20 protein-coding genes and 3 tRNA genes are annotated in these 16,538 nt (G+C 44.6%); 11 read left to right on the top strand and 12 right to left on the bottom strand.

Features of this window, described 5'->3' with window-relative positions; all coding sequences use genetic code 11:
* Window position 1: 1 nt before the first annotated feature.
* On the bottom strand, window positions 2–757 hold the full coding sequence (gene fkpA, locus AC2CZC_RS07205) for an FKBP-type peptidyl-prolyl cis-trans isomerase (protein WP_063361941.1): 756 nt from the start codon (window positions 755–757) through the stop codon (window positions 2–4).
* A 274-nt stretch (window positions 758–1,031) separates the two neighbouring features.
* On the opposite strand from fkpA, the gene AC2CZC_RS07200 reads away from it, so the two are divergent.
* Entirely contained in the window at window positions 1,032–2,030 is a 999-nt protein-coding gene (locus AC2CZC_RS07200) for a WD40 repeat domain-containing protein (RefSeq protein ID WP_484584331.1), read from the top strand.
* Window positions 2,030–2,242, top strand: a complete 213-nt coding sequence (locus tag AC2CZC_RS07195) for a SlyX family protein (RefSeq protein WP_063361943.1) — start codon at window positions 2,030–2,032, stop codon at window positions 2,240–2,242. Before AC2CZC_RS07200 ends, AC2CZC_RS07195 begins: the two co-directional genes overlap by 1 nt.
* A 33-nt stretch (window positions 2,243–2,275) precedes the next feature.
* On the opposite strand, the gene AC2CZC_RS07190 is transcribed toward AC2CZC_RS07195, so the two are convergent.
* Window positions 2,276–2,476: a YheV family putative zinc ribbon protein gene (locus AC2CZC_RS07190; RefSeq protein ID WP_023401300.1), complete on the bottom strand. Its 201-nt coding sequence runs from the start codon at window positions 2,474–2,476 to the stop codon at window positions 2,276–2,278.
* A 122-nt stretch (window positions 2,477–2,598) separates the two neighbouring features.
* Between AC2CZC_RS07190 and AC2CZC_RS07185 the strand changes: the two genes are divergently transcribed.
* The 6 genes from AC2CZC_RS07185 (at window position 2,599) to AC2CZC_RS07160 (ending at window position 7,928) form a co-directional block, all read left to right on the top strand.
* The gene (locus tag AC2CZC_RS07185; RefSeq protein ID WP_484584330.1) at window positions 2,599–4,521 is read left to right on the top strand and encodes an ATP-binding cassette domain-containing protein; all 1,923 of its coding nucleotides are present in this window, start codon (window positions 2,599–2,601) and stop codon (window positions 4,519–4,521) included.
* On the top strand, window positions 4,515–4,964 hold the full coding sequence (locus AC2CZC_RS07180) for a TIGR02444 family protein (RefSeq protein ID WP_484584329.1): 450 nt from the start codon (window positions 4,515–4,517) through the stop codon (window positions 4,962–4,964). The genes AC2CZC_RS07185 and AC2CZC_RS07180 overlap by 7 nt, the downstream gene beginning before the upstream one ends.
* A 119-nt stretch (window positions 4,965–5,083) precedes the next feature.
* Window positions 5,084–5,224 carry a hypothetical protein gene (locus AC2CZC_RS07175; RefSeq protein WP_196760586.1) on the top strand — a complete coding sequence of 47 codons (141 nt, stop codon included), beginning with the start codon at window positions 5,084–5,086 and terminating at the stop codon, window positions 5,222–5,224.
* A gap of 185 nt (window positions 5,225–5,409) precedes the next feature.
* Complete coding sequence (locus AC2CZC_RS07170) at window positions 5,410–6,390, top strand: hydrolase (RefSeq protein WP_484584328.1); 981 nt, start codon at window positions 5,410–5,412, stop codon at window positions 6,388–6,390.
* A 10-nt stretch (window positions 6,391–6,400) separates the two neighbouring features.
* Window positions 6,401–6,655 (top strand): YheU family protein, encoded by a 255-nt coding sequence (locus tag AC2CZC_RS07165; RefSeq protein ID WP_484584327.1) that lies wholly within the window; start codon window positions 6,401–6,403, stop codon window positions 6,653–6,655.
* A gap of 88 nt (window positions 6,656–6,743) precedes the next feature.
* The gene (locus tag AC2CZC_RS07160) at window positions 6,744–7,928 is read left to right on the top strand and encodes a dipeptidase (protein ID WP_063361948.1); all 1,185 of its coding nucleotides are present in this window, start codon (window positions 6,744–6,746) and stop codon (window positions 7,926–7,928) included.
* 253 nt (window positions 7,929–8,181) lie between these two features.
* Here the strand turns inward: AC2CZC_RS07160 and AC2CZC_RS07155 are convergent, their stop codons facing one another.
* Window positions 8,182–8,406 (bottom strand): hypothetical protein, encoded by a 225-nt coding sequence (locus AC2CZC_RS07155; protein ID WP_484584326.1) that lies wholly within the window; start codon window positions 8,404–8,406, stop codon window positions 8,182–8,184.
* Window positions 8,407–8,615: 209 nt separating this feature from the next.
* Here AC2CZC_RS07155 and AC2CZC_RS07150 point away from each other — a divergent pair, with 209 nt between their 5' ends.
* Window positions 8,616–8,783, top strand: a complete 168-nt coding sequence (locus tag AC2CZC_RS07150) for a hypothetical protein (protein WP_484584325.1) — start codon at window positions 8,616–8,618, stop codon at window positions 8,781–8,783.
* A 136-nt stretch (window positions 8,784–8,919) separates the two neighbouring features.
* Here AC2CZC_RS07150 and AC2CZC_RS07145 read toward each other — a convergent pair.
* The 5 genes from AC2CZC_RS07145 to nudE all read right to left on the bottom strand — a co-directional run bounded on the left by AC2CZC_RS07145 (window position 8,920) and on the right by nudE (window position 10,846).
* Window positions 8,920–8,996: transfer RNA gene (locus AC2CZC_RS07145), tRNA-Met, on the bottom strand.
* Between the two features lie 44 nt (window positions 8,997–9,040).
* Window positions 9,041–9,117, bottom strand: a tRNA-Met gene (locus AC2CZC_RS07140).
* A 44-nt stretch (window positions 9,118–9,161) separates the two neighbouring features.
* Window positions 9,162–9,238 (bottom strand) — tRNA-Met (locus tag AC2CZC_RS07135).
* 251 nt (window positions 9,239–9,489) lie between these two features.
* Window positions 9,490–10,281 (bottom strand): 3'(2'),5'-bisphosphate nucleotidase CysQ, encoded by a 792-nt coding sequence (gene cysQ, locus AC2CZC_RS07130; protein WP_063361950.1) that lies wholly within the window; start codon window positions 10,279–10,281, stop codon window positions 9,490–9,492.
* A 1-nt stretch (window position 10,282) separates the two neighbouring features.
* Complete coding sequence (gene nudE / locus AC2CZC_RS07125) at window positions 10,283–10,846, bottom strand: ADP compounds hydrolase NudE (RefSeq protein ID WP_063361951.1); 564 nt, start codon at window positions 10,844–10,846, stop codon at window positions 10,283–10,285.
* Between the two features lie 60 nt (window positions 10,847–10,906).
* Here nudE and yrfG point away from each other — a divergent pair, with 60 nt between their 5' ends.
* Complete coding sequence (yrfG, locus tag AC2CZC_RS07120) at window positions 10,907–11,578, top strand: GMP/IMP nucleotidase (protein WP_484584324.1); 672 nt, start codon at window positions 10,907–10,909, stop codon at window positions 11,576–11,578.
* 1 nt (window position 11,579) lies between these two features.
* Here the strand turns inward: yrfG and AC2CZC_RS07115 are convergent, their stop codons facing one another.
* Complete coding sequence (locus AC2CZC_RS07115) at window positions 11,580–12,200, bottom strand: dUTP diphosphatase (protein ID WP_484584323.1); 621 nt, start codon at window positions 12,198–12,200, stop codon at window positions 11,580–11,582.
* A gap of 119 nt (window positions 12,201–12,319) precedes the next feature.
* On the opposite strand from AC2CZC_RS07115, the gene AC2CZC_RS07110 reads away from it, so the two are divergent.
* Complete coding sequence (locus AC2CZC_RS07110; RefSeq protein WP_484584322.1) at window positions 12,320–12,946, top strand: peroxiredoxin-like family protein; 627 nt, start codon at window positions 12,320–12,322, stop codon at window positions 12,944–12,946.
* A gap of 48 nt (window positions 12,947–12,994) precedes the next feature.
* Here the strand turns inward: AC2CZC_RS07110 and AC2CZC_RS07105 are convergent, their stop codons facing one another.
* The 3 genes from AC2CZC_RS07105 to AC2CZC_RS07095 form a co-directional block, all read right to left on the bottom strand.
* Window positions 12,995–15,331 carry a fatty acid cis/trans isomerase gene (locus tag AC2CZC_RS07105; RefSeq protein WP_484584321.1) on the bottom strand — a complete coding sequence of 779 codons (2,337 nt, stop codon included), beginning with the start codon at window positions 15,329–15,331 and terminating at the stop codon, window positions 12,995–12,997.
* A gap of 16 nt (window positions 15,332–15,347) precedes the next feature.
* The gene (locus AC2CZC_RS07100; RefSeq protein ID WP_484584320.1) at window positions 15,348–15,755 is read right to left on the bottom strand and encodes a hypothetical protein; all 408 of its coding nucleotides are present in this window, start codon (window positions 15,753–15,755) and stop codon (window positions 15,348–15,350) included.
* 104 nt (window positions 15,756–15,859) lie between these two features.
* Entirely contained in the window at window positions 15,860–16,525 is a 666-nt protein-coding gene (locus AC2CZC_RS07095; RefSeq protein ID WP_484584319.1) for an SDR family oxidoreductase, read from the bottom strand.
* Window positions 16,526–16,538: the final 13 nt, after the last annotated feature.

The following is a 16,538-nucleotide window of genomic DNA, read 5'->3' as shown; positions in this document are numbered from 1 at the left end:
ATTATGCAGCAGGCTTTTCTTGGTCTTCTTGGATCTCAAGTAGTTCAACTTCAAATACAAGCGTAGAGTTCGCAGGGATCTTACCTAGGTTACGCTCACCGTAGCCAAGCTCTGCAGGAATAGTGAACTTATACTTTGAACCAACTGGCATTAATTGTAGACCTTCAGTCCAGCCCGCAATTACTTGGTTAAGTGGGAAAGTCGCAGGTTGGTTACGAGAGTATGAGCTATCAAACTCAGAACCGTCTAGTAGAGTACCTTTGTAGTGTACTTTAACTACGTCAGTCGCAACTGGCTTCTTACCTTCGCCTGTTGAAATTACTTCGTACTGAAGACCAGACTCAGTCACTGTTACGCCGTCTTTCTTCGCGTTTTCAGCTAAGTACTTTGCGCCTTTCTCTTTGTTTTCTTTTGCGTCAGCTTCCGCTTTAGCTGTTTGCTTTTCACGTACAGACGTATCAAGTGCAGTTAGCACTTCACGAATTTTTTCATCATCTAGTTTAGAGTTACCAGCAAGTGCATCTTTAAAGCCTCTCATTAGAAGCTCTTGATCAAGCTCAATGCCTAGGCCTTGCTTGTCAGCTAGGTCTTTCTGCAGGAAGTTACCAACTGATGCACCGATACCGTATGCTTGCTGTTGTACTTCAGTTTCTAGTTTTACTTCTTCTACTTTTGCAGTTTCTTGTGCTTTTTGATTACACGCAGTTAGTGCAAGTACTGAGGCTGCAATTAAAGACAGCTTAATAGTTTGTTTCATTTTATTTTCTCCGACATCCGAGCAGTCAGCAACATAACGTTGCCCTCTAACTTCATTGTCATGTTAAATAATTATTAATTTAAAAAGGTGATGTCACATTATCACTCATTGCCACCAAAGCCAAGATTCACACCCAGAGAACCTTGCCAAGGGAAATATCTGTACGACTGGCGACATACTTGAGCGAATACGCTAATATCTGTTTGTGGCCCAATCAATTTTACCACTAGTCTACTCGGTGCAAATCATAGAGTTAAGAGGAAATACCGAATTTATGGCCAAATTTTTTAAATTGCACACTTCACTCTGTGTTTGCCTGCTCATACTGATGTTGCCCGGCTGCTCCCCTGATAGCTCCAAAGCGCAACTTACTGTCGAACATGCATCACGCGGGGCATTTGCAGCCGCTATTTCACACGATGGCCGTTACAGTTTAGTGTCATCTGTCGAACATGGTGCGGTTTTATGGGATAACACCACGCACGGCCTAAAATATCAGTGGTCTCACTCAGACCAACCTGATGACCTGATCCACTCCCTTGCCATCGCACATGATAACTCAACAGCCATCACAGCGGCCAACGACCGTTTTGCCATATGGCAAATTGCAGATGGAAAAAACATCGGCTACTACCAAATAGACACAGGTACCATTCGCGACATCGCCATCAGTAATAATGGTCGATATGTTTTATACGGTCGCAGCGATAATGTCGTTGTGCATCTCGACTTAGATAGCGGAAGGCGCATAGAGTTCCTTGGCCACCAAGAAAAAATTAATAGTATTGCGCTTTCACCCAATGGCCACTTCGCTTTAACCGGTGCAAACGACTACAGTGCTTACTTTTGGGATACCCGAACAGGTCAAGTCATACACCGCTTCAACCACCCAAGTCGCGTAACTAAAGTCGCCCTAGACCCACAAGGGCGCTACGCATTTACTGCTGACAGCATGAAAAAAGCCAGTATTTGGCAGCTGACTTCAGGTGATCTTGTGGCACAATTACAGTATATTGCGAGGCAGAAAATATTCAGTGCTGTACGCTTCAACCAACAAGGCAACCTGCTCGCAACAGGCTCTCCTAACCGCCAGCTTACCCTGTGGCGGATAAGCGATGGTACACAGCTAAAAACTTGGCGAGTCAAGCCACGAGAAGGAAGCAGACCTAAGTCAGCCGTTGTCTTTGATGTTGCATTTGCAAAACGAGATGGCATCTTGGTCACAGAAAGTTCAAGTGGTTTGATGGAGCAGTTCGAAAGAGTAATAGAGTAATGACAGAATTAGAAAGTCGCGTAAATGAACTTGAAGCAAAGATTGCTTTTCAAGAAGATACCATCGAGACATTAAATGATGAGCTAAAAATCCATCAAGCAAGGCTATCAACCATGCAACACCAGATCAGGTTGCTGGCAGAAAAAATAAAAGAAGGGAAAGACGACGGCATGATGCCGATTGAGCAAGAGCCACCACCGCCACACTACTAAGTACGACCCTAATGATGCGCTAGAGCGCATCATTTACTGTGGTTTAAATACGCCAATCACTTGTTCAAACTGACGCGTTGACGCTTGTACCGCTTCTTCTGGTTGCGTCATTGAATGACCACATGCCACACACTCAACCTTTTCCACATCATGCTCTTTGTATAACATCATCACATCCATTTTATTACAAGCTGGACAAGATGCACCGGCAATAAACCGTTTTTTTGTTCTCACAATACAACCCCACTGACTCTGTGAAAGGCTATTTTAACTTAAGTTCGGATGCTTTTATACGCTTGTTCTCTAGTTATAGATCCATGTTATCATTCAGACAGTGATTTTGAATTGAGCTTATTATGATCCAACTTTCTGATATTGAACTGTTACGTGGCGGAAAAACGCTATTAAAAAATGCCAGCGCGACCTTGTTTGCACAACATAAAGTCGGTTTAGTCGGAGCCAACGGCTGCGGTAAATCGTCTCTATTTGCCTTACTCAAGTCCCAACTGCATGCCGATGCCGGTAACTTTCAAATACCAAAAGACTGGTCAATAGCCTCTGTAAAACAAGAAACACCTGCGCTTTCTATTTCAGCGATGGAATATGTGCTGCAAGGTCATCAGCAATATTATGAGCTGCGCACGGCCTTGCAACAGGCAGAGGCGCAAGGCGATGGTGAAAAACAAGCTCAAGTGCATCAGCAAATGGAGCTGGTTGGCGGTTATAGCATCGAAGCCAAGGCTGGAGAGTTATTGCATGGCTTAGGATTCAGTAATGAACAGCTCGACTACGCCGTAAGTGAGTTCTCTGGTGGTTGGCGAATGCGCTTGAATTTAGCTCAGGCTTTGATCCGCGACGCCGATTTACTGTTACTGGATGAGCCAACCAACCACTTAGATCTAGACGCGGTCTATTGGCTAGAACGTTTTTTAAAAGCCTACCAAGGTACGCTGGTATTGATTTCTCACGACAGAGAGTTTTTAGACGCGGTTATCGACCAAATCTGGCACATAGATCAACAGTGTATCAATGTCTATAAAGGTCACTACTCCCAGTTTGAGCGCCAAAAGGCAGAGCGCATGGCACAGCAACAAGCCATGTACGAAAAGCAACAAGAAACCATTGCGCACCTCGAGCAATTTATTACTCGATTCAAAGCCAAAGCCAGTAAAGCAAAGCAGGCACAAAGTCGTGTTAAAGCCCTTGAGCGTATGGAAAAGCTAGCACCTGCGCATGCCGACTCTCCATTTAGTTTTGAGTTCTCTAACCCAGATAATATCCCTAACCCACTGATGACACTCGATCAAGCACAAGCGGGTTACGGAGATATCACCATACTGCACCAAATTAAGCTCAATCTTGTACCTGGTAGCCGCATCGCATTGTTGGGTAGGAATGGTGCGGGTAAATCAACCTTAATCAAATTACTGGCTGGCGATATTAATCCTCAAGCAGGCGAAGTATTCCAACACCAGGGCTTAAAAGTAGGTTACTTTGCTCAGCACCAACTAGAGTCGCTGGACTTAAATGCCAGTGCCGTCACTCATTTGCAGCGTTTAGACCCACAGGCCACTGAGCAATCACTACGAGATTTCCTCGGTGGTTTTGCGTTTCATGGAGATAAGGCACTCGACCCTGTCGCACCGTTTTCAGGAGGAGAAAAGGCCAGACTGGTATTGGCCATGTTAGTGTATCAATCACCGAACCTACTACTACTCGATGAACCTACTAACCACTTAGATTTAGAAATGCGTCACGCCTTGGTCATGGCATTACAAGGTTTTGAAGGGGCAATGGTCACCGTTTCTCACGATCGTCATATGCTGAAAAACACAGCGGATGAATACTATCTAGTTGATAATGGCACCGTCTCTGCGTTTGGCTACGACCTAGATGAATATTATCAATGGTTACTCAATGCCAATAAAGAAGCGAAGCAAAAGCCAGAAGTAGAAGAAAAAGCGCACTCGAGTGTAAATCGCAAAGAGCAAAAACGCCTTGAAGCCGAATTTAGAAAATCCGTACAACCGCTGAAAAAGTCCATTGATAAACTGGAAAAGCAGCTGGATAAGCTCACCAGTGCGCTCGCAGAGGTAGAATCACAGTTAGCTGATAACAGCCTTTACGAGGCGGAAAACAAGGCCAAGCTAAGCGAATTATTAGCCAAGCAAGCAGACATGACCCCTAAGCTCAACGATACGGAAGAATCGCTTCTTTTAGCCCTTGAAGAGTTAGAGGAAAAAGAAACCCACTTCGCGAGCACCGGCGAAATATGCTGAGCCCCGACAGTTTTTGGCATTATGCCTGTGATGTTTATCGCAACGCGCAGGTCCAACAGGTACTCTTAGAGTGCCAGGACCTGCATGGTAAAAACGTCAACCTGTGCCTCTTACTCGATTATCTCACTGAGCGCTCGGTCCAACTTACCGAGTTGCAAGTTCAGGCCTTAGCATCCAGTGCAGCAAATACAGATAAAACATTACTACACCCATATCGCACTACTCGGCAGCAAGTGAAAAAGCACTTTGATGATTACCCTGAGTACGCAACCTTAAGAAAAAGCTTATTGAGTACAGAACTTGAGCTTGAAAAGCTACAGCAACACTGTCTCATTGAGTTGGTCAATGGCTTTGATTTAGAGCACCGCGTTCAGCAAGTCAGCAACCTAAAACTGTACTTGCCAAAGCAACTCGCCATACGCTTTGAACACGCGAAAACATGATCAAGATCAAGCGCTATCCCGAGTAAATATCGGCTAAATAATAAACTTGATCTCGATCATAACCCTACCCGCAAGGCTCCTCTACTATTTACTCATCGACAAATTGAGGAGTCACAGCCATGAACGTATTCTTTAGAGATTTCTTTTCCGACCCAGTATTGTATTTATCATTCGGTCTACTTGGCGTCGTCATTGCGCTGTGTATCTACTATGTCTATTACTTTGTGAAAAAGGTCAACGAGGCTGAAGTACCAGAGTAAAAGCAAGTCACCTGACTATTGTTAAGTAAATTTAGTTCCCGTTTCAGAATTAAGCACGACGCACAAAGCACCTTATCAGCTTCGCTGGTCGGGTGCTTTTTATATCTCATCGACACACATACTCATTTGGTTGCAGCTTTGGTACACTGTTTAAGTTAACCGTCACAAGAGAATGTCACCGTCCTATGTCAAAGCAGCTTGATCTGAATTTTCGGCCCGCTTGGTGGATGCGCAACCGACACGTTCAAACCATACTTCCTCGCGCATTTCGACCAAACTTAAAAGCCAATGTCAATTTTGAACACCTCTCTACGCCAGATGACGACTTTTTAGAGTTAGCTTGGGCTAATAATGGCAACCCAAATGCGCCTTTGGTTATTGTTCTGCATGGCTTAGAAGGCAATATCAACAGCTTTTATGCCAAAGGGATGTTGCGGGCGCTCACACGCTCTGGGTTAGATGCCGTACTGATGCACTTTCGCAATTGCTCTCGAGAAGTAAACAAGCAACCTCGCGCCTATCACAGTGGTGAAACGCAGGATTTTGGCTTTTTAATTCAAACACTGAGCAAACGCTTTCCGGGTCGAGCGCTGTTCGCTGTCGGTTTTTCTTTAGGTGGCAATGTCCTTGCCAAATATCTCGGTGAAAAAGGCCAAGCAAGCCGCTTAGCGGGTGCGGCAGTCGTTTCTGCCCCCTACCACCTTTCTTCATCATGTCAGGTGATCAGGAAAAGCTGCTATAAGCTCTATCAAAAATATTTATTAGATAGGATGAAACACTCTTTCTCACGCAAGCTCAGCCAAATACAAAGCTCGATTAATCTGACTGCCAATGAACTAGCCAAGATAAACGATTTATGGCAATTTGACAACCGCGTCACAGCGCCACTACATGGCTTTAAGGGTGCTGAAGATTATTACGCTCAGGCCAGTTCACAGCCATACCTTGGCCTAATAGAAACCCCAACCTTACTGATCCATGCAGAGGATGACCCTATGCTTTCAAAGCAAGCGATCCCCCTAGCAGAGCAGGTCAGTAAACAGGTTAAGTTGGCGGTCTCTTCAAAAGGCGGACATGTTGGCTTTATTGCGGGTAACAACCCATTCAAGCCTGTTTACTGGCTCGAAAAGGTCGTGCCTGACTATATTCATTCACTTATTAAATAGCGGTATCTGTATGCTTATTCCTTATCAACAAATTGCCCCCGAAACACTCGATAGTTTAATTGAGCATTATGTTTTGCGTGAAGGCACAGACTATGGCGATAGCGAAATCACCACAGAGCAAAAAGTGGCGCAAGTAAAAGCACAACTGCAAAGTGGAGAAGCATTAATTGTCTTCTCAGAGCTCCATGAGTCCGTGAATATTGTCAGCAAAGCTGAGTTTCATGCGATGCAAAGCCAAGATTATACCTCTGAGCCCATTTATTAATAATTCAGCGATTAAAATAACACCGCATATTGAGCCTTTATAATTAGTTGTTACAATCAAACTTCACAATCATAATAAAGGCGCAAACATGAAGTTAAGCTTAGCTCTTTGTGTTCTGGCATTGGCAACCACCTCTGTCCATGCAAAAGAATACACCGCATCCGAACGTGCCATTCGCTTGGCACAAGAAAACCTGCTCATCGACACCCATATTGATGTTCCTTATAGAATTAACATGAAGTGGGACGATGTCTCAAAAGCCACCGAAGGCGGGGATTTTGATTACCCACGCGCTATGCAGGGCGGACTCAATGCGCCTTTTATGTCAATTTACATTCCTGCCAGTCTTGAGTTTGAGGGGAAAGGGAAAAGCTATCAGCTTGCCAACCAGCTCATTGATGGCATGGAAGCGCTGGTTCATCGTGCGCCACATAAGTTTGCCATTGCCCACAGTACTAAAGATATTGAGTCACAGTTTGACAAAGGCTTGATGTCAATTGCGATGGGTATGGAGAACGGCTCGCCTATTGAAGGAGAGATGAAGAACTTACAACACTTCTTCGACAGAGGCGTACGCTACATCACACTGGCACACTCTCAAAGTAACCATATTTCTGACTCGTCTTATGATTTACGTCGAAAATGGAAAGGCCTCAGTCCCTTTGGTAAAGATCTGGTTGTCGAAATGAACAAAGTGGGCATGTTGATAGATGTCTCACACATTTCTGATAAAGCGTTTTATCAGGTCATGGAGATCTCAAAAGTACCCGTGATTGCATCACATTCATCACTGCGAAAATATACACCGGGATTTGAGCGCAACATGGACGATGACATGTTATTGGCGTTGAAAAAAAATGGCGGTGTTATCCAAATAAACTTTGGCTCGAGCTTTGTCACCTCAGCCTCACGAAAATGGTATGACAAGCGTAGCGAGGCAGAACAAGAAGCGACAAGCCGCGGTGCCACAAAAACGGACTTTCGTGCAGCGTATTTAGCACGTAACCCATTTCCATTCGCCTCTTTAGAGCAGGTACTAGACCACATTGATCATGTGGTTAAACTGATTGGCATCGAGCACGTCGGTATTGGCTCGGATTACGATGGCGTAGGCGACTCACTGCCAATCGGACTTAAGGATGTTTCTACCTACCCGAATCTTGTGCAAGGCCTACTTGATCGCGGTTACAGCGATAAAGACATTAAACTGATTTTAGGTGGGAATACCCTTAGAGTTTGGAAACAAGCTGAAGCGTTTTCTGCTCAATTTTAATTTAGATCAGGTGGGCTATTCAGCCTGCCTGCGCTTTTATCCGCAACTAAATAAAACACGGCTTTTTGCAATATAAAATCCCCAATTTAGACACTTCTAAATATCGACTTCCAATTAATTAATGCGTGTTGGCATGCCCTATACTGCCTCACTATAATGACAGCCAATCCAATCTGAGGCATACGTGTGAGGAAATGATATTGATTTACAAAAGCAGCGAAAGCCCACGCCCCCACTGCAACATATTATGGTATTAGCACAGACAACTGTGGCCGATTAAGCAACTGATTTCTCTTGAAATAGTTTTGCAAGTATCAGGCCTATCTCTAGATGGGCAAGCTGTTGTATTTTGACATGTAGAACCCGGTCTTGTGGTATTAAATGCCGCACCACCGGCAACCTTTGGTGTTTGCTCTGTCATGACACTTTGGCTTTTAGACAACGTTTTTAGTTTTTTCTTTTGAAGAGATAATTTCATTTTAATTTCCTTTTTAATTTTAAGTTAGAAGCAGCGCCGCTTTCCATTATTAATCTAATTTATAAGCCAAAATCTTCAAAGTAATCCCACGTAAAGTTTTGTAAACTTGTAATTTATATTTATTTCTCACATGACATGTATTAAGTTATTTTTTGAGGTGACGTCTAAACGGTCGCTTTTATTTTGGATCAGTTAAAAAGGAAAATTTAATGAAATTAAAAATAGAGAAAAAGCAGCTTAAATCGCTTACACATGAAAAAGTAATAGACCCTGCACAGACACCAAATATCGCAGGGGCGAGAACCGCAAATACAGCATGCTGCCAAGCTTCAATTGCACATAGCTGCATTGATAACCGCTCATCTTGCCGTTGTTAAATAAAAAAGACATAACCAGCGTACTGAATAGTGCGCTCATTTAAAAAACAGAAAAAAATTATTTCAATGAATATGAGTAATATAAATTTAAATGGGGAATTTATTAGGAATATTGCTTTTGGTTAATACAGGGAGTTGGTTGCGGGAGCCGGATTTGAACCGACGACCTTCGGGTTATGAGCCCGACGAGCTACCAGGCTGCTCCATCCCGCGCCTGTATTGTTAAGTCTGTTTTGCTTCTTTCTTAACTAAGAAGTTGGTTGCGGGAGCCGGATTTGAACCGACGACCTTCGGGTTATGAGCCCGACGAGCTACCAGGCTGCTCCATCCCGCGCCTGTAATGTTAAGTTTGTTTTGCTTCTTTCTTAACTAAGAAGTTGGTTGCGGGAGCCGGATTTGAACCGACGACCTTCGGGTTATGAGCCCGACGAGCTACCAGGCTGCTCCATCCCGCGCCTGTATGCATCAATAAATCGATGCTTCTTTAAATCAGTGCTTTGCAGCTCTTCCTTAAAGAGGTCGCTATAATATCTAAATTTATTTTTATTGCAAGGATTTGACAAAAAATAATTGCTCAAATGAACAAAAATACGGCAAAACTGTGTTTTTCTTTATAAAAGCACGTATTTGAGTAGAAAGCTTAACGTGCCAACCGCGTATTTTACCCACGTTACATGACAAAAATACGCAGCCAGAACCTTACTCATTACCTTTGATGAGGGCTGATCAACTTCTGAAACTGCCAATCAGGGTGACCCATAACAATAAAGTCAGGGTTTTCAGTGGTCTCTCTTTGGTTATAAGTCAACGGATTGAATTGTGCATCAGTAATACATCCGCCCGCTTCTTCTACAATCACTTGAGATGCCCCCGTGTCCCACTCTCCTGTTGGGCCGACACGTAAAAAGCAATCCGCTTTGCCTTCAGCGATAATACACGCTTTTAATGAGCAAGAGCCCAGAGCAATCGTGTCAAACTGACTATTTAAATACTGGCTCACTGCTTCAATTTTTTGTCGTCGGCTCACAGCAAGCGTTAGCGTATCAGGTGGCGCCACGAATATTTGCTCATCCGTCTCACCTGAGCGCTTATATGCCCCCGCCCCTTTAGTCGCAAAATAAGTGACATTTTTTGCTGGCCAATGGATCACACCCAATACGGGCTGATTCCCCTCAATCAAAGCAATGTTGACCGCAAAGTCGCCACTTTGCAAAATAAACTCGCCGGTTCCATCCATTGGGTCTAAAAGCCAATAACGTTGCCAATCTTGTCGCTGTTCAAGCGGGGGAATAGGCGTTTCTTCAGACATCACGGGAATATCCGGCGCGAGCGCTTTTAAGCCATTGAGCAATACCTCATTGGCAGCCAAATCAGCGGCAGTGACAGGGGTATGATCAGACTTTTCTTGCTGACCAATATCATCTTGCTGATAAATGGCCATAATAGCCTTACCTGCCAATTGCGCAAGTTCAATACATGGCTCTAAGTAGGTTTGCAATTTAAACCTCCTTTAATAAATGCTGCTGTAATAACAACAGTGCAGCCACACTTCGCGCTTCAGTAAAGTCACTTTGATCCAGTAGAGATTGCCAGTCATCAAGGGGCCATTTCACCACCACCAGCGGTTCCGGCTCATCTCCTTCTAAACGTTCAGGGTACAAATCTTTTGCAAATAAAATATGCATATGTGCTTTGAAATAGCTGGGCGCAAGAGAAACCGTTTTTAAGTCGACAAATTCATTGGCGCCAAATCCGACTTCCTCTTTTAATTCTCGATTACCGGCTTCTATGGGTGTCTCACCTGGATCAATGAGCCCTTTAGGGAAGCCCAGTTGATAGTCATGTGTGCCTGCACAGTATTCTCTTACTAATAATAGTTCATTTTCAGCCGTTATTGGCACAATCATGACCGCCCCGCGACCACCACCTTTAACCCGCTCGTATTGCCTTCGCTCACCATTTGAAAACTCTAAGGATAAAGCTTCAACGGTAAACAACCGGCTCGAGGCAACGACATCAGATGACAAAATTTCCGGCGGACAGGGATGCTTTTTCTGTGACATAAACTTTTATTTGCTATGATGTGGATAACCTAATCATAAAGCCTTTGCAGTTAAAAGCCTATGCTAAATTGGTCAAAAATCGATACCGTCTTACTCGATATGGACGGCACCCTTTTAGATCTTCATTTTGATAACCATTTTTGGTTGGAGATCATCCCCAAAGCCCATGCACTCAGACAGGGCCTTACGCTTGAACAAGCTCGCGCAGATATTCTTGCCAGATATGAAGCCGTAACAGGGCAGATTGAATGGTATTGCCTTGATTACTGGCAAGCAGAACTTCAGCTACCGATTATGGAACTCAAACGCGAAGTGGAACATCTCATTTCGCTCAGAGAGGATGTGCCAGACTTTTTACAGGCGCTCAAAGATGCAGGTAAAGAATTGGTGCTACTTACCAATGCCCACCCAGATAGCTTAAGCCTTAAAATAGAGCGCACTCAGCTGATTGGCACGCAATTCGATGGCTACTTGGACAAGCTTATTTCGACCCATGAATACGGTGTCAGTAAAGAAAGTCAGTCTCTTTGGCAGCAAGTGCAAGCAGACCTTGGTTTTGATAAGTCGCGGACTTTATTTGTAGATGACAGCTTAAGCGTATTGGCTGCTGCAAAAGAATATGGCATTGGCCACTTATTGGCGATCAATAACCCTGACAGTCAGCAACCTCCAAAGGAGATCACTGACTATATGGCCATCAGTGACTATCGTACACTCTTACCCATTACGTAAATTACGCAGGGTAGCGTGCCTGTAAGCCGCTATATACTTGCTTAGCAAAGTCTGGATGCTCAATGTCTAGACTTTTAACTATCTCCACCAAGTGCTCATTATCCTCTTTGCCATCCCACTCTTTGATGTAGGTACCCTCTTTGTAACCGTGATCTTGACGGAAGAAGTTCAACGTATTTTTACCCACATACCCTCGGTATAAATCATCGATACTCATACCAATTTGCGCCATGCATCCTGCAAATGCTGCCGCATTAAATGCTTTGTCAGCCACAGCACTGGCTGCCAACAACTCAAGCGTTTGTTTGAAGTCATCAGCTTGGCTCGGAGCAGCAAGCTCTTTATCTAACTGCTTTGCCAACTCTTCAAATGAGGTTTCGCCATCAATACGCAGTGATAAACCAAAGTGAAAAATATCTACCAGCTCTAAGATCACCTGCTCTGTGTCTGGCGTTTGTTTTTTCCACCACTTCCAACCGTAGTGGTCTAGCATTTCTGCACACTCGACCCAAATTGCTCGATACCATTCAAAACCCTGACTAAACCATTGCTCATGCACCTTGGTATTCATCGCATTTTGCATTTCCAGCATTACCACCAGCTTTGTGATATTTGCAGACATATTCGCTCTCTTTGACCTGATAAATTATAAAAGTTACACACAATATCATACCCGAGCGAAAGCCTTTCGTCACTTTGCCTGTCTTATATCACTGACCAATCATTTTTATCGAGGAACTTATGCAAGTATTACTCTTTGCTTTACTGTTAGCTGTGCTACCAAGCGCATCTGCGGCCACTGTCACCAACATCAGTAATTCACAAGAAACGGTGGCGCCGCTGCTACCGGGATTAGAGGCGCCAGCGATAACATTAAAAAATAGTCAGGGTAAAGCGGTCGATTTAGCCAAGCTATATCAAAACAAAACGACCCTAGTGGTCGTTTATCGTGGCGGATGGTGCCCATACTGTGTGCGCCAACTAAACGGGATCCAAAAAATTGAGCCGCAACTGAAAAAATTAGGTGTGCAGATAGTGGCTATCTCACCAGACTCACCACAGTCTCTTGCTAAAAGCACCATAGAGTCACCCAATTATATGCTGCTGTCTGATGCTGAGCTGGCTTATTCTCAAGCACTCGGGTTGGCTTACTACTTGGATGACAAAACCGCCAAAGCATATCGTAACAAGTTAGGCGTGAACTTTGTCGACCTCGATGGGAAGGACCGTGTTGCACTCCCTGTGCCTGCAGTCTTTGTTATCGATAAAAAGGGCTTAATTCAGTTCCAATACGCGAATCCAAATTACAAAGTGCGTTTGGATGAAAATGTGTTACTCGCTGCAGCGACAGCAGCCAGTAAACTTTAAACGAGGCGATAAGTGGTGTCAGCTGAGCTGCTGTCACCACTTTTTTATTTATCGATTCTCTAATCGGTTGTAATCAAATAGACCAAACTCTACACCTCGCGCCTGCTGGGCAATCTGATGCAGTAAGTCACTATATTGCCAAAACTGAGGATGGGTGCGTCTGATCCCAAACTGCGCTTTTAACGCCTGATAACTTGCTTCATCCGAGACCTGCTTTAAGCCATCGCTAAACGCGGTGATGTGCGCTTGATTTGGCAAGTACCATATGGCTTCAGGGTAATCTCCAACAAAACCTGGTAACAGGGTCACATAATCCTCTTTATACGCTCGCTGACCTGCTTCATTCAGTAAAGATGAGATATTAAAATGGGCATTGTGGCGCAGCAAGGTATAGCCCTTGAGTTCGCCCAACTCGTCGCTTGCCAAAATAAACGTCACTTGCGGCAATGTATTGATGGCTTCAATGGATAAATGACTCAGTATTTTTAACGTCTCAGGGACTGACGTGTAATCATATTCTGTATGCAATACAGGTGTTAAATAGGCTGTCAATTTGTCATAGAGCTCGCGTTGTGGGTCGTGACTGTGATACTGAATATGGCTCGGTGCGCCCAACAAGCTCTTGCGATTAATAAACTCGCTTAAACTCAAATGAGAGTTGCGGTACCAGTGCTGTTTAATGGCTTGGCGGTGGCTTTGCGGCAGTAAATTCAAAAAGTTCTGCTCGCCTTCCAGGCGCAAAAAGTCCATATATAATCGCGTTATTAATTGATGACCTATATTGCCATAGACGTCAAAACCAGCCACCAGCAAATAATGAATGCGTTCAAACAGTGCATAGTCTAATACCCAAGCGGTTTTTGGCTGCTGCCCCACAAGCCCTTTGACAACGGTTGCACTGTTAAAATGACGGAAAATAGTCAAGGCTGCATTGGGGTTATGACCATCTCCTTGCCAGATCAAGTTTAAGTCTAACTTACCACCTTGGTTAAATATCTCTTCCGACAAGCGCGTTTTTGCTTCGAGGTAATCGCTTTGATGTTTGGCGTATTTTGCCCAGCTCGATAGCGGCAAGGCATTACTCTGCTCAGCTGCCGGCAACAACAAATCATCATCATGGGCTATCAACAGTGCTTCTATCGCTGGGGACGCATTTTTATCAGGGTCAACAAAGGTTACCCAGAAATGGTCATTAATCACATTCAGGGCGATTTGCCCGCGACACACAGGGCCTTTAATGAAGCCTTTTACGATCAACTCAGCTTCGTCCAACATAAATTGATAGCGCGACTTAACCGGTATGGCTGCAAATGTCTTAAATGGGTTTGCGGCCAATTTGGGCGCATAACCGGGCAACTCAGATACTTGATAATCACTGCCAATAAATTGCGCATACAAGCGGGCCATTTTTTTATCACTGAGTGCCAGCGGCAGATGTGTTTTAGACAAAATGGTGCTGCGCTCATGCATCAGGCGATAATAAACTCGTGAGACTTTCGGGTCGTCAAATGGCCGAACAGTCGCGATCAACTCAATCGGCTCTCCTGGTGGAGTTTTTGATCTCACTAACTTAAAAAAGTCTGAATGGCTATGGTCACTAAAGTAGATGTTGGCCAAATACCAATGTTCATAAATATAGCGTGCAGCCAGCTGATGTTTATTGCCTGATTGATTTAAAAACGCTTCCCATTTATCGACCTGAGTAATCACAGAGGTCTTTGGCGCGGGGACTTCCCCCATCCGTGCGCCTTGCTCTAGCCAACTCTGTAGCTGAGCATATTCTTGAGAGGTCAGTGCCGGTAAACCATAGGGCATGCCGGCATGTGGATTGGTCTTAGCGTATTGCTCATACTCATCCATGGTTGGGCAAGTCTGTTGTCTATCTAATGAAAAGTCGTACTCTTCACCTAAGACTGATTGCACAGGAAACGCCGTGCGCTGTTTAAGCAGTAGACTGTGATACATCACACTGCCTTGCAAATTAGCGTAAGGGGTTTGCACACGTTCATTTAATACTGGCGTAAACCCCTTATCTCGCCACTGGGCAGTCGTAGTTGCATCAAATAAGAGGCGCGTTGGTGGTGTCGCTAAGATACGCGTACCGTCATACACCAACGCTTTACTCAATCCGCGCTCAATGCCTTGTGGCGAACTCAGCTTCAGCTGACAAGGCGCATCGTAGCAGCCGTGACACACCACACAGCGATTATCCAAAATGGGCTTCACTTGCTGCAGATACTGCGCGCCACCTTGACGGTAATCAACCACACGTTGACGTGGTTGCTCTGGTCCAAATAAATCATCATAGTGACTCACTCCCAGTATGGCACAGCCACTAAGTGCTAACAGGGCACTGGCCAGCCAAATCACGCGCTTTTGCAACATGTACTACCCTCTTCGCTTAACTATTTTTTGCCGTCTCTTCGTCTTCTTCTTCATCTTCATCTTCGTCATCTAGACCAAGATCGAAGGTTGGCATCATGTCGACAGGTGGAGAAACAAATAGCATCTCTTCGCCTACTGGGCTTAAAACCGCACTGAGCACAGGACCATGATTTAAAATAAGCTGCGCTTGATGTCCATCATTCAAAGCGGCTGTAAAGCTGGCTTCAATGTCAGTCACCGCATAGTCATCTAATGGAATGCTCATGCTTTGCTCTGGCGCGGGGTTTTGGCATAAGTTCGCGAGTAAGTCAGCGGTTAAGTTAACCGACAATTGCATGTCGGGTGACTCAATATCGCGATTTTCTAGTTGCTCATTTAATTGAAAAAGAGGAAGTGTTAATGGCGTATTTTCTTGCAGTTCCATACGGGTCTCTGAGGTGATTTTTTTGCAAGTGTAGCATAGTTCACCAGCGCAGCCCCGAACAACAATGTGTGGGCCGCTGTGCTCGACCCATCGCCGTCATTTAATTACCAAGGTAATAACTCACCGTTTGAGTGCCAAAATGATCCTGTGTTTGTCAGATTGAGCGCTTCTATACGCAAGATCAATCGCTCTGCTGACGTCTGAGCTGAAATGTCACCGGCAAAGTTGACCATTTGCGTTTGTACAAATCCAGGGTGCAGTAGTGCCACAGCAATGCCTTTAGGTTTAAGTTCATGGGCCAAACTAACCCCAGCAGCATTGAGCGCGGCTTTTGACATACGATAGCCAATATAAGCACCTGAGCCATTGTCTTCAATTGAGCCCATACGACTGGTGATCATCGCCACTTTAGCGCCGCTTGTAAGCTGAGCTTGCAGTGCATGTGTCACGCGCACTGGGGCCACCGCATTGACAGCCAATTGGGCTTCTAGCTGGGAAAAATCCATCTCAGCAAGACTTTCATTACTAAAAATACCAGCATTATTTATCAGTATATCAATGGTCTTCGATGCCATTAATTCAGCTAGACGCGCAACATCCTGCTCAATACTTACATCAATATTATCAATCACGTCTACGTTTAATGCATCAAGCTCTGCAGATGAGCGTCTCACCACAGCCGTTACTTGATGGCCCTGTGCCTTATATTGACGACAAAATTCCAGTCCAATGCCTCTATTTGCTCCAGTGATCACTACGTGTTTGGTCATGTTTCCCTCTTCG

Source organism: Pseudoalteromonas sp. MMG033 (assembly GCF_057197785.1).
The sequence above is the reverse complement of the archived record's forward strand: the minus strand, read 5'-3'. Positions and strand labels throughout refer to the sequence as shown.